The 14,117-nt window shown below is 34.5% G+C and carries 13 protein-coding genes; all 13 read right to left on the bottom strand.

The window, feature by feature from the left end:
* Nucleotides 1–3 precede the first annotated feature (3 nt).
* Nucleotides 4–273 carry a hypothetical protein gene (locus BZG02_RS10085; protein ID WP_101261307.1) on the bottom strand — a complete coding sequence of 90 codons (270 nt, stop codon included), beginning with the start codon at nt 271–273 and terminating at the stop codon, nt 4–6.
* A 21-nt stretch (nt 274–294) separates the two neighbouring features.
* A complete protein-coding gene (locus BZG02_RS10090) occupies nt 295–1,395 on the bottom strand; it encodes a hypothetical protein (protein ID WP_101261308.1) in 1,101 nt (366 codons plus the stop codon).
* Entirely contained in the window at nt 1,392–2,663 is a 1,272-nt protein-coding gene (locus BZG02_RS10095; RefSeq protein ID WP_101261309.1) for a phenylacetate--CoA ligase family protein, read from the bottom strand. The genes BZG02_RS10090 and BZG02_RS10095 overlap by 4 nt, the downstream gene beginning before the upstream one ends.
* Nucleotides 2,664–2,679: 16 nt before the next feature.
* The gene (locus tag BZG02_RS10100; protein ID WP_101261310.1) at nt 2,680–3,999 is read right to left on the bottom strand and encodes a phenylacetate--CoA ligase family protein; all 1,320 of its coding nucleotides are present in this window, start codon (nt 3,997–3,999) and stop codon (nt 2,680–2,682) included.
* Complete coding sequence (locus BZG02_RS10105; RefSeq protein ID WP_101261311.1) at nt 3,962–5,038, bottom strand: glycosyltransferase family 4 protein; 1,077 nt, start codon at nt 5,036–5,038, stop codon at nt 3,962–3,964. The genes BZG02_RS10100 and BZG02_RS10105 overlap by 38 nt, the downstream gene beginning before the upstream one ends.
* Nucleotides 5,039–5,079: 41 nt before the next feature.
* Nucleotides 5,080–6,015 (bottom strand): polysaccharide deacetylase family protein, encoded by a 936-nt coding sequence (locus BZG02_RS10110; protein WP_101261312.1) that lies wholly within the window; start codon nt 6,013–6,015, stop codon nt 5,080–5,082.
* Nucleotides 6,002–7,084, bottom strand: coding sequence for a GNAT family N-acetyltransferase (locus tag BZG02_RS10115; RefSeq protein ID WP_101261313.1), 1,083 nt, complete (start codon nt 7,082–7,084; stop codon nt 6,002–6,004). The genes BZG02_RS10110 and BZG02_RS10115 overlap by 14 nt, the downstream gene beginning before the upstream one ends.
* A gap of 140 nt (nt 7,085–7,224) precedes the next feature.
* Entirely contained in the window at nt 7,225–8,298 is a 1,074-nt protein-coding gene (locus BZG02_RS10120; RefSeq protein ID WP_101261314.1) for a GNAT family N-acetyltransferase, read from the bottom strand.
* A 3-nt stretch (nt 8,299–8,301) separates the two neighbouring features.
* A complete protein-coding gene (locus BZG02_RS10125) occupies nt 8,302–9,561 on the bottom strand; it encodes an O-antigen ligase family protein (protein ID WP_101261315.1) in 1,260 nt (419 codons plus the stop codon).
* Between the two features lie 126 nt (nt 9,562–9,687).
* Complete coding sequence (locus tag BZG02_RS10130; protein ID WP_101261316.1) at nt 9,688–10,893, bottom strand: ATP-grasp domain-containing protein; 1,206 nt, start codon at nt 10,891–10,893, stop codon at nt 9,688–9,690.
* Between the two features lie 34 nt (nt 10,894–10,927).
* A complete protein-coding gene (locus tag BZG02_RS10135; protein ID WP_101261317.1) occupies nt 10,928–11,890 on the bottom strand; it encodes a glycosyltransferase in 963 nt (320 codons plus the stop codon).
* A gap of 11 nt (nt 11,891–11,901) precedes the next feature.
* A complete protein-coding gene (locus tag BZG02_RS10140) occupies nt 11,902–12,867 on the bottom strand; it encodes a hypothetical protein (RefSeq protein ID WP_101261318.1) in 966 nt (321 codons plus the stop codon).
* Nucleotide 12,868: 1 nt separating this feature from the next.
* Nucleotides 12,869–14,116: an ATP-grasp domain-containing protein gene (locus BZG02_RS10145; protein ID WP_101261319.1), complete on the bottom strand. Its 1,248-nt coding sequence runs from the start codon at nt 14,114–14,116 to the stop codon at nt 12,869–12,871.
* Between the last annotated feature and the right edge of the window lies 1 nt (nt 14,117).

A 14,117-nucleotide genomic window follows, 5' to 3' on the forward strand; every position in this document is an offset into this window, starting at 1 on the left:
GGTTTATTTTATTAGGAATATTTCTTCGATGTTTCCAAGCATTTCTTTCTTGTTGCCAGGTATTTCTTCGATGTTTCCGAGCATTTCTTTCTTGTTACCAGGTATTTCTTCGATGTTCCCGAGCATTTCTTTCTTGTTACCAGGTATTTCTTCGATGTTCCCGAGCATTTCTTTCTTGTTACCAGGTATTTCTTCGATGTTCCCAAGCATTTCTTTCTTGTTACCAGGTATTTCTTCGATGTTCCCGAGCATTTCTTCCAAATATTGGAGCATGAAATTCTCTTTCGGTATATTTTAGCGTTTTATTTGCTGAAAAAACGGTTTTAAATCCCGAATATCCCAAACATCAAAAGTTCTACCGCTAAAATTGAAGAGCATGGATAGCATGTTCGGTATTTTTTTTGGGTTTTTAGCTACAACAAGCATGTCTCGTAAAATATTCATCCATTGAACCTGCTTCGGATTTTTCGGATTAAACGTGCATTCGCCCAAAGTATAAGGAATTAAATCGGGATATTTTAGTTTCATAATCCGAATAAAACCAAACGGACGAGGATTTACCTCCAGGAGATAAGGCTCGCCATTAAAAATTTTAAATTCAACATCTAAAAAACCAGTATAAGCAGTTTCTCCAATTAATTGAATCGATTTTTCCTCTATACTTTTCGCAAACTCACCACAATACTCCTGTACTGCCGATGATACTCCCGAACGATAATGCCTCACTTCGTTTACGCAAATTCCTGCAACTAAACTTCCCTGCCGAAAATAGGCGCCGTAAGAAAAATTGTTTTGTAAATCGGCTCCTAAAAACTCCTGCATTACCAGTGCATTTTTTTCCCGGTCGATAAGAGTTTGATGCAGGTTTTTTAGGTCTTTTACATTTTTCACCAAACAAGTTTTAAAAGCCGGTTTTTCGTATAAATAAATATCCTGATTCCATTTTACAATCTGCGGAAATGTGAAAGTTGAGTAATCGGTATCGTTAGTAAGCTCACTTAACAAAATAGATTTGGGATAGTTACAACTAATTTCCTCTGCCAATTGATAGGTATTTAGCTTATTCAGAAAAATAGACAGTGCTTCAACATTTTTGGGAATAACATTAAATATGGTGAAAAATTCGGGAAAATATTCCATTAAAAAAGACAAGTAGAAACCACTTGCTACCAAACAATTCTGCAGCGGTTTTTTTAATGCCAATTTGCTTAAAAGAGGGATTAAATCGTGTTCGGTGTTAACCAACAATTTGGTTCCATAGCGAGAATACATTGCAATTTCATTTTTGCGACCAACCAAAGTAACCAAATATCCTATTCGGCTATATTCCCGCAACAAAAATAGAGCTTGTGGCCCGGCACCAACAATTAGGATTTGCTTCTGATTTAAGCTCATATTTTTTCGATTTGAGAAACAACCAAACTAAATTTCCCCTTGCTGCTTCTTATCAATTCCTGCGTTTCAATTTTTTCAAATTTAATGCTACAATCGTTCCCCAGCAAAGCCCTTAAATTTTGTTCCAGTTGCGTATTATCCAGAACAGTAAAACCCTTATCAGGAATTAAATTTACCTTTATTTCACCTACTACATTTTGAATAATTTGAGCAGCAAGCAACCGATTCACTTTCTTAAAAGCCAAATCTAATCGTCCAATTTGCTGCCCATTTTTCAAAATCACATAATCATCGTCGCGCCCCTCTATTTTTTGCACCACACAAGTACCATTACTTGTTGGCGCCAACTGAATTACATCGTCGACTTTATAACGGATTAATGGAAATACCCTGTTAATAAAACCGGTAGTTATCATATGATTGTCTTCGAACTCGGTATGCGAGTACAACGGAAATTCATGATAATAAGAATCTGCAAACTGGCCAAAAGCAACGGTTTGCTCGGCATTTCCATACCAGTCAAATATTTTAGTATGGAATACTTTCTCGATTATTTCTCTTTGAAAATCGTGCAACACCTCCGAAGAAGTAAATGCCAGCGGAATATTCAATTCCAAATTCGCTTTATACAGTTCGGTAGCCAAAATATGCATCGAACTAGGATATGCTTTAATTACTTTGGGCTGAAAATCGGTAATCATTTTATGTATTTCAGCAAGTTTATCGGTACCCAAATGAAAACTCGAAATGTAAAGTACATTATTACTTTTATCGAAATAGGAAAGCGTGTTCCGATCCAACACTCCCCGAAGAGAAACCACCGGGTCGCCTAACTGATAGCCGTGCATTTGCTGAAAAAAATGTCCGTACGCATACTCTTTTATTGTAGATGAAAAATTGCGATAAACTCGCAAAGGAGTTCCCGTTGTGCCACTCGAATAAGCTTTAAAAACGGTAAATCGTGGGCGAGTTAAAATAGCCAAAGCATTTTCTTTTACTATTGTTTTATTAATAATCGGCAATTTATTGGCATCGGATAAACTTTTAACCGAATGAATACTTAGTCCGTGAGACTGATACAGATTATTATAAAACTTTGAATTTTGAAAAGCATTTTGAAATTGTTTTACGAAAGTCTTCTCCTTTAATTCCAGTAATTCCTGTTTCGGTAAATTACTCAAACCAAGAATGGTTTTTAATTCTTTTTCAAAACCACTGCCGAATTTAATATTGTAAGCAATCAAATCTTTTATGAATCGATAAGTCATATTCGAAATTTACAGTTTACACCTCTTGTAAAATATTCATAATTGTTTGTTTTTTTTCTTGCGAAGGCAAATTCGACACCATCAAATTATACTTCCCCGATGCTGTGCGAATAATTTGGTCCTCCTTTATTTCCTGGTAATGAATGCTACAATCCTTGCCTAAAAGTTGAGTTAAATTTTTAATCAACTCATTTTTATTACTCGTTGTAAAATTATAATCAGGAATAATATTCAGATCGACTTCACCGACCACGTGCTGCACAATTTGCGCTCCCAAAATATTTTTTACATTGCTAAAATTAAAGGCATGATCTAAAAGCCCGATTTGCTGCCCTCCTTTTAGTTCGATATACTGATTGTCTCGTCCTAAAATTCGACTGGTACAACAAGTAATGCAAGTACTATCACACTCTCGTTTAATTACATCATCTATTTTGTAGCGTATTAAAGGAAAAGCACGATTAATAAATCCGGTTGTAATAATACATTTTTCCCTTAGCTCGATGTGCCCATACAAGTGAATATCCTGATACAAATCTTTTTTTACCTGCCCCAAAGAAATCGTCTGTTCGGAATTTCCATACCAATCGAAAATTTTCGTTCGCAACACCTTTTCAATAATCCGACGCTGAAAATCATGCAATACTTCGGACGAGGTAAATGCCAATGGTATTTGTAGTTCGAGTCCTGCTTTGTGTAATTCTACCGAAAGAATTTGCAGAGAAGATGGATAGGCCTTCACTACCTTAGGACCGAAGTCTTTAATTAACTGATAATACTTTTGTATGTTTCTCTCGTTTAAATTGTAGCTCGACAAATGAAGTGTATTTAAAGAGCGATCAAATCTTGAAATTTCATTCCTGTTTAAATCCCCTTTTATCGAAATTACTTTATCGCCTAAACGATAACCATGCAACATCTGAAAATAGTATCCATAAGAATACTCTTTGCAAACCGAATGATAATCCCGATACAACTTCAAAGGCGATCCTGTTGTTCCGCTAGTATAAGCAGCATAAACCAGTAACTTATTACAAGTGAGTATTTCATCTACCCGGTGGCGAATATCCTCTTTTGTGATAATGGGAATTAGCTTTGCATCATCGGTAGATTTTACTGAATTGATATGTAAACCATGCTCACGGTACAATTTCTTATAAAATTTAGAATTGGAAAATGCATTTTGATATTGCCTTACAAATTCCTTATTTTTCAATTCTATTAATTCTGATTCGCTAAGCGAATATAAGTACGCTATTCTCTTTAGTTCTTTGGAAAATCGATACCCAAATTTAATTTTACTCAGCAAGTAATCCCGTGCTCCTCTGTAATTCATGGTAAATTGAAAATAGAGTTTTTAAAACGCTTTCCGGATAAAAATCGACAGCCCCTTTTGTGGACCTTTCAGAGTATGTCTGTATAAGACTATGATCGTTCAGTAATTTGAGAATGGCTTTTTTTATCTCCAACTTATTTCCTGCATCCAATAAAATTCCATTCTTGTATTTGTATAGTAAATCAGGAATTCCTCCTGCATTACTAGCTATTATAGGCAACGAATAACTCATTGCTTCTAGAATAGACAAAGGCAATCCCTCCTTGTAAGAAGGCAGTATAAAAATATGCGATGAGCGCAACAACTGGTCTTTTTGCCCGGCATCAACCCATCCTTCAAATTTTACGATATTTTCTAACTTATATTTCGAAATTGCATTTTTTAAACGAGCAACTTCCCCATTTCCAGCAATTTTCAAGATTAATCTCCCCTCAAAATCCGTTTTATTCATCGAAATGGTTTTGAGTAAATCAAATATCCCTTTGTTATCGCCAATTAATCCCAAAAAGAGCAGTTGTAATTTGTCATTCAACACAATTTTATTGGGTATTACAGGTGGAATAATCATGTTATTGAGAATCACCACACGTTTGGTATGAAATGCACTGGAAAAAAAGTGCTTCCATTTCTCGGATAAACAAATCACTACATCAGCCGATTGAATTACATAGCGAATTCTCTTTTGTATAAAAACAGATGACTCCAAATAAAAATCGCGGAAACCACCTCCGTGGATATGGTAAATTATCTTCTTATTAAACAACTTATGAACTACCGAAAATAGAATGTATTTGCGGTAAAAACTACCTTTCGAAGCACCATGAATGTGCACAATCTTAATCTCCGAATCGCTTAACAAGCGTAATACTAATTCCAGCACACACAAAGGAAACCAAATACTATTCAATAGTTTAGAGGGAAAACGATGGGTAACAATCAACTTAAAAGGCTTAATATACTTGGAGTAATTGTTTACACACAAGCCTATTCCTCCCTTACTATTTTCATTTCCCGGAGCTATGAATAATACTTCTTTCATTGGAGATACAATTAAATGATATAAAAAAGCAAATATGAATTTTAGGAATACTGATCGATAATTTGAATCGATTCCCTCTTCCTATTTGATTTTAATTTTAACTGCAAAGGCTGAATATACTGGTGCCACAAACCTAACATACGTGCAATATTTTCGAATTTCCCTCCCATCGTATTCATCGAAATTCGTGGTATTTCATACTCCCCAATGTTTTCCCTACTTAGATTTGGACTCGTGGTAAAAGCCATTTTATAGCCATCCTTTTTTAAAAGTTTCCAATCTCTCTCCTCGTAATCGCCATTAGGATAAGCTAAGGAATTTATTTTGGTACTCAACCATGTTTCTAATATTTTTTTCGACTCGGAATATTCAAATTCCAACTCCTCATCGGTGCATTGAATACCTATTGGATGATGGTAGGTATGCGAACCAATGGTCACCAAGGGATGTTTGTGTAAATATTCTAACTCTTTAAGATTTACAGCTGTTCTATCTAAAACAATTTCGGTCTCCGCTTTGCGAATGTACTCCATTCGCTTGCTGTTTCTCATTTTTTTTAAGCTTTCCGCATTGCTTATTTCAGAATACTTACTTTTTAAATAAGGAACATATTCCCACCAATAATTTCCAGATACAACAGGTTTTATAGGAACAAAAATGGATATAGGAATTTGATATTTCTCAATAATTGGTATTAATTTTAAGTTTCCTTTCCAAGCATCGTCGAACGAAATGAAGACTTTCCGACCCTTTAACTCCTGTTTCCCCAGAGTAATGTAATACATCTCCTGCTCTCCAATAAATTGAAATTTATTCGCATATAAAAAATGAATAATTCCTTTAAATAAGAGAACCGATGGATTGTGAAAATAGATAGACAAAACATGTTTATCGAACTTTTGCAATGCCACACGCTTGCAGCAAAGAATCACAATAAAACCCAGAATGTTTCCTGCTATCTGTTTAAATTTCTGCATTACAATGCACTTTTTTCATTTGGTTTACTACCTCCTTATCGGTTTTTTTTACCCGATACAGTAAATAAGGCAAGGCTAAAAGAGATTTTAATCGATATTTAAAATCATAACACATGTAAGATGCTTCGGCATACTTTGTAAATTGAAATTTGTAAGGATCTAAACCAATTCCAAATGAGAATTTTTCCTGCTCCTTTTTAAAACAGTTTTGAATGTTGCAATTCATACAATGAATACCTGCACCATAGGTTCTAAAATCGCGATCAAAAGCACAATCTATAGCCAAACGTTTTCCTTGAGTATCGATATTTATTACATAGGCAACCACCTGTTGATTAAATTTCACAAACAACACCTCGGCATTGTAACTCTTATACATTTTAAGAAAAAAATTCTCCTTATTTGGGTCTCCATAAACATAGCTTTTCCCATCCGACTCTTTCGATTTCGCAATTCGTTTTACTTCCTTAAAGTTAGATTCATTGAGTGTTTCTGTTGACAGCTCAAATTTGAATCCATCTCTTTCTATTTTTCGAAGTGTTCGATCTAATTGTTTCTTGAACCTTTTTGTGTAAGAATCTGATAGAAAATCGGAATAGCTAGAAAAATCTTCTACCGGAATAACAGGCTCTCCTGAATAATGGTACAACTTAAATTGTTCACTTAACACACTAGTTTTCGGCAAGTATTTAAAAAAAATAAAATGATAACTAATATTCTTTTTTATCCATTTATTTAGCTCATTGGCAAAAACGATACCCAAAGGCTTTATAGAAATTACATCGTTCCCCATGCTACACCACTGCTGATCTAAAAACTCAACAAATTCAAGCTTGATACACTTGCAATAAATTCGTTGCAATTTTACCAAAGGAACAATTGCCACCAATTTTTCAGTGTAATATGCAGCAACAATGCAGGCTTGTTTTTTATATCCTAAAACATTGTTTTCAACGTCTTTAAATATAGAGAACCAATTAGAAATCCAATTAAAATCGCCACTAATAAATTCGCTGTGGTAATCTATATCTTCCAGTTCTTTCAGGGTAATAAATTGAAATTTATACATGTATTTAAGAATTAAATCTGTTGGGTTTCATAATCTATTTTGGGCAAATAAAAATGCAGACTCAAATATTTTGCTTTCGTAAATTTCTCCAGGTACTTTAATTATATTCACAATCCTAAAGGCGATCTTTTGCACTAAAATCATTTCCCTTCTGCCAGCAAGAGTTCCTCCCTCACCTTACGATCTTCATTTTTTAATCGATACAAGAAATAAGGCAAAGCAAGCAAAGCTTTTAAGCGAAATTTATAATCGTAACACATAAAATAGCGTTCAACCTGATCTGTAAACTGAAATTTGTAAGTATCCAATCCCATTCCGAAAGATAACTTCTGCTTTTTATCGCTAAAACTTTCGTGAATAATAGCATCAACACAATGAATTCCAGCACCATATTTTCTGTAAGCCCGATCAAAAGCCGCATCGATACCTATTCTTTCCCCATTCCATTCAATACATGTTCCGTAAGCTATTACTTTTTGATTAAATTTTACAAATACCACATGCGAAGGAAAGCATTCATACATTTTTAAATGAAACTTCGCCTTTTCGGCATCTTCATACAAAAAACTTTTGCCATCAATTTCTTTGGTTTTCGCAATGCGTCTTATTTCTGCTAAACTTTCATCATTTATTTCATTCCTGCTGATCTCGAACTCAAATCCGTCCTTTTTAATTCTTCGTAAGGTTCTTCGTATGTCTTCGCGAAATTTTCTTGCGTATACTTCTCCTGCAAATACCTCGTAACTGCTATGTTTATCGACTTGAACAAAAGGGGCACCAGCGTAGTGGAACAATTTATACTTTACAGCCAAAAGTGATTCTTTAGGCAAATATTTAAAAAAGATAAAGTGAAAACGGATATTGGCTTTTATCCAAGAAATTAATTCATTCGTAAAACAGACCTCCAAATTATCCAATTTTAAAATATCATTTCCTAAACTAGACCATTGTTGTCCCATGAACTCCAAAAACTGTATTTTAACCAGCTTGAAATAAGTTCGATACAATTTTACCAGCGGTACAACAGCCACCAGCTTATCCTCCTTATAACTTGCTACGATATATGCTTTCTTATTATATCCTATTACATTATTTTCCACTTTTTCGAAAATAGAAAACCAATTGTAAATCCAGTTGAACTGATTACTTGGAAAATCTCCCTTATAATCAATCTCTTTCAAGTCATTTAAAGTGATAAAACGAAAATGATACATATTTTAAATTGAAGGTGAGTGAGTTCTTAAATCGGTAGCTTCCTGCCGATTTTTTATTTCGATGTAATTATTAATTCTATTTTCAATCAGACTAATTCCAATGAAAATAGAAACAAACACATCTAATAAAAAGTAGTTTGCCTGTTGCGTTACCAAACAGGAAAGAAACATGAAAAAAATGGCAACGCTTAATTGATTATAACTACTATTGGATCGTGAAATTCCTTTAAAAATGGAATAGAGAAACACCAAATAGAGTAAAAACCCAAGTATTCCATTATCTACAAGCGTTTGAATGAAACCATTATGTGCAAAAAGTGGCATTCCATCTTTCTTCTCGTACCTATTTTGCGATTCCTGCATTCCCATTCCTAACAAATAGGTTGCAAAACTACTTTGATAGAAATTTTCGAGATATACCTCGGCAATTTGTAATCGTCCCGAGCCTACGGTTTCGTATGTCGATTTTTCTTCCTGTCCGGCCCGATCGTCGGTAACTCTACGACGAAAACCTTCGTTGGTTTGGTACAAAGCAGCCAGACCAACAAATAAAACAACACTAAGCGCCAAAATTTTTCCCGCTTCTTTCACACTTATTTTTCGTACAAAAAGAATCCCAATTCCAACCACAAACATTAGCCAACCAGTTCGCGTGTAGGTTTTAAAAAGAAAGAATAATCCTAACAAAAAAATTGGTGCGAGAACTAAATTTAACTGCATATCCCCTCTTTTCTTCACAATAAATTCAAGAAGAATAATACAAGCTACCGATAATAAAGCTGAAGTATAATGTGGCGCTCCTAATATTCCTACCAAACCTTCCAGAGTGGCATCTTCCATCCAAAGCATGGTTTGACTTACCGGAGCAGCAAATACACCCAAATAGTAAGGAATATTCGAAATAATCAGAAAACTTGCCAAATAAACCGGTAGCATCCTCAATTTCTTTAAACTTTCTACGCTATTAATATTCAAATATATCCAATGCACCGCCAATGGTATGGTTAGGTATTTTAAGAAATTGATAAGTGCATCAATAGGATACTCGAAAAATGAAGTGCTAATTAAGTTTTTAACAGCAAACACATAACCAAAAATTAAAAAATTAAAATCAATTTTCTGCCCCAAAACGCCAACAAAAAGAAAGATAAGTAAAGGTAACTTCCAAATGTAAGCCATTTCCTGACCGCCAATTGTATAACTTTTTAACAAAAGTGCAACAAAAAAAACGAGCAACCAGAATCCTGTCTCAACGTACTTCATATTTTACAGTTGTGATTTTAATACCTTACAAATTTTTTCCCTATTCAGTGAACACTGCATTGCTCCAGCAGTAAAATTTTTCATTTATTTCGAACCCATTTTACCAAAAAGCTCATTGCTCATTTTCTACTCCAACTCCACTGCAATCAACTCTTCTATATTGCTCATTACCTGATCTCTCGTATCTAAATTTGGAAACTCAAGCAAACCAATACCTACCGTACAATTCGAACCGCAAAAACGAAAAACATCGGCACCTTCTTCTATCATCAATTTTATTTCCAGCACATAATCCTTTACTGAATCATCCAATTTTACAGAGCGAAATTTCCCATCTTTATTAGAGTGAATTACATAAGTAGTATAAAATTTATCGATCTTCTTTTGATTACAAATCTCTGGTTTCACTCCCATACAAGCATCAACGCTCATTTTAATCATATCCACATTACTTGCGCATTTTATAATTTCGGGAATACAATTCCCTCCATTACGAGCGCCAATCTCTATTAAGTAAACATCATCATTTGCATCAATTATTACCTCAATATTAAAGCCTCCAAATTTAATTTTTAACAAGTCGATAGCTCGTTGAAGCTCCTGTTTAATTTTCTCGTGTAATTCCTGAGATAATAAAGATGGATAGTTAATGCTAGAAGGTACAAATTGATTTACGCCAATATCATTCTTCTGATCGCCCAAATAGTAAGCCGTAATTTTTCCATCGTAAATAAAAATATCTCCATCGAGTTGTGGATATTTTTTCTCTATATATTCCTCAACAATAAAACGCTTACTTCTTGAAAATTTCATTGCATAATCAATAGCTTTTCCCATTTCCCATAAATCATTCACCATAGAAATCCCTTTACTTCCCGATGAATCAACAGGTTTTACAAGAACTGGATAAGTAAAATCGGAAGAATAGTTTGAAAAATCTTTTAAAGTGCTATAACCACCATATTTGGGGGTTTTAAATTTATTCAACAACAAAAAACTCCGATACAAGTCTTTCTCAGAAAGGGTTTTAACCGATTTATACGGATTCCCGGCAAGTCCCATTTTTTCGGCAACATAAGCCGCTGTTGGCGCTGCCGGATCCGAAGCATATGCTAAAATGCCATCAATCTCCATTTTTCGTGACAAATTTAATATGCCTTTTAAGTCGGTAGTACTTATATTCACATATTCGTCGGCATACTTGTGCCCAGGATTTTCTGGTGTATAATCACAAGTAACCACATAATATTCAGCCTCTTTTGCACACAGAATACTTGGAATTTGAAAAGGGGATCCTCCTAATAATAATATTTTCTTTTTCCCTTTTTGCATGATAACAATTTTTTAAAATGATTAAAATCAGCAATTAAACTAAAGTTCGAACTCGCTTACGCAAGGAATACACAAATTCGAAAATGGAATCTAAAAAGGAGTACTTCGAAAATAGCAGATAGGGAAATTCTTTGGCACTTCCCTTTGTTTTAAAGTATTCCACACAAGCTTTTCGCAAATTATCATCTTTCAAGAAAATAGCATATTTAAGCAATTCCCTATGGTACATTTTATCGATAAAAGGAGTGAGTTTTTTACGATCGTATTTCTGGGCATAAAAATTCTTAATTTGATACCTACTTTCAAAAAATTTAAAATCACCATTCCAATCCAAACCATGGGTAGCCGAATTTGGATGCACTCGGTAACACATGGTAACATCGGGCATATAGGCAATTTCCGATTGCGCAGCAACTTCTAACCATAAAGGATAGTCACCCATTCTCCATTTATTTTCCTTTATTTGATTGGCGATCCGAATTTTTTGAAGGAACTCATTTCGAATACAAACCGTTGCTGTAGCAATGTAATTGCCTGAAATCAAAGAATCTAACACTTTTCCTTCTGGTATTTTTCTATTCTTCCAAACATCGTCGATTAACTTTTCGCCGTTTAAACAAGAAAAACTAGAATGAACCATTCCATATTGTTCATTCGCTTCCAAAAAATCCACCTGTTTTTGTAGTTTATTCGGATCTGTCCAAAAATCATCTCCCTCGCAAAAAGCAACATATTTCCCCCTACAAGCCCGATCGGTTCTGTTATCGTTTTCAACAGCTCCCACATTTTTCTCATCAGTAATTATTCGAATCACATCCGGATATCTGGTTGCATATTCCTGCACAATTTTCATCGTTCCGTCGGTACTGCAATCTTCACCAATTATATATTCGAATGCAAAATTGGTTTTTTGCATCATAATACCTTCAATACACTGGGCAATAAACTCTTCGTGGTTATAGGTAATCGTTTTTACACTAACAAAAGGGGTTTTCATAGTTGATGAATTTATTTATTGTTTTTTTCTAGCTCAGCCAACAATACCTTACAAATCATATCCATATCTGTCTTATTATATCTCTGATCGACAGGCAATGGAAGTATGTATTTAGCCAGTTTGTAATCCAAACTATGTACAGAACATGTTTCCAACACATTCGGCCAATAGCAGGCTACGAATATTTTATTTTTAATTAATTGCTTTCGCAGATTTTCATTTTCCACATAAAATGGATAAACCATCGGACCATTTACTAGCAAATCCGAAAAATCGAATTGATTTGCAGAGGATAGCTGCTGATGCAAATAATGAAAATTTTCTTCTCTAATTTGTTTCACTTTGGCATAATCAATTTGTCCTAAAAGCGACTTGGTGAGATCCGACATTTGCAAAATTGCTTGCATCGAAAGCTTGGCACTATTCTTCTGAAAATCTGAATAGGCATTTTCAGCACCTAATTCCAAACGCTTTAACAAATGGGTCATTCTATTCCACGAAAAATCCTTTTCCAGTTCTTTATCGTATCTCAAATTAGTTCGCAAATAGGCACCATCAGCAACACCAAAAAACTTCCGTGCAGAATAAAATGTTCCTAAATCGCCTATTTTATCAGAAAAGAACGCTTGAGAATTGTCAACAATCAAATTCTTAAGCTCACCACTCAATTGCTCAATTACAGCATCTTTAATACCGAAGTAGTTGATGTAAAGCACAAACTCATTGTTTTTGGGTGAAAAATTTAAAATAGGATTCAAATTTTTGTCAATGGAATAATACTCCCATTCAATATTTAGCTTTTTTAAAGGTTCTAAAAGTACTTCGCAAGAATATTTTGGAAGGTATAGTTTCTTGAAATTACCTGCCCGAAGCAAATACTCGAGACAATTTCTGCCTGTATTCAACTGGAGCAAATCATTATAATAAGCCCGTTCCTCTCCTACTTCCAAGTCAAAATATCCCCCTATTGCTTTCATCCTAAATTGCTAATCTATTGGTACTATTTCCATTTAATAGAATAATTTCTTCTGGTTCCAGCACAACCCGAATAAAATTTTCACTGTTCTCTATTTTCTCCAGCATTTCGTTGTGAGACGAAAATTGTAGTAAAAGAATGCCAATAGTTGCATTCGAACCTTGAAAAGAGAGTACTGAATCACCACTATTTTTAAAAAGATGCTTCTCTAAAACATTTGCTTCTAAGTCTGGCGATATTACAATTTCCTTTAAAACTCCATCGCGATTGCTGTGCAAAACGTAGTAAGCAAAAAAACCTTTTTTATGAATTCCTTCCGCAACAATTTTCTCGCCCATAGCTACTTTAACCGTAGCATTTACCATATTAAATCCGCTTGCAAACTCCTCCAACTGAGGAACTAGATTGCCTCCATTTCTTGGTCCAATTTCCATTAAAAAGATTCGCTCTTGCTCATCAATTCTAACTTCAATATTAAATGCTCCCTGCCTAATTTTAAGAAGATCGAATAAGCGTTGTAATTCCAATTCGATTCTACTTAAAGTACCTGTAGAATGAATAGATGGTAATGTGGTTGAGTAGGGTACAAATGGATTTACTTTTTCATCGAAATGATGATCGCCCAAATAACAGAAGCATATTTTTCCTTCGCACACAAATGCATCTCCATGAATCTGATGTCCTTTTTTCACCAAAAATTCTTCCATTACAATTCTTTTAGTTCTGGAAAAACTCATGGCATATTCAAAAGCACTTACCAATTCCTCTGCCGAATAAATTTTCCGAACTCCTTTACTTCCCGATGAATCAACTGGCTTTACCATCAAAGGAAACGTAAAATCATCTATTTCGAGTAAAGCATCGGCCAAATTTACAAAGCCTTTTGACTTTGGTAGATTAAAAGCATTTTGTTGAAGAAAACTCCGAAACAAATCCTTTTCAGCCAAAATTTTCACCGACTGATACGGGTTCCCCGGTAATTTCATCTTTTCAGAAACATATGCTGCTGTTGGTGCCGCCGGATCGGAGGCATAAGCAACAATACCATCAATTTTTAATTTTTGGGCCAATTCGAGCACTAAGTCTTTATCGGTAGTACTAATATTGTAATACTCATCAGCATACTGATGCCCTGGATTTTCAGGAACAAAATCACAAGTAATTACATGATATCCCATCTTCTTTGCAGCAAGAACAGAAGGTACCTGAAAATAGGAACCCCCAAGTAATAAGATTCGTTTCTTAGTCATA

This window comes from Labilibaculum filiforme (genome assembly GCF_002843315.1).
In the GTDB taxonomy this organism is placed as follows: domain Bacteria; phylum Bacteroidota; class Bacteroidia; order Bacteroidales; family Marinifilaceae; genus Labilibaculum; species Labilibaculum filiforme.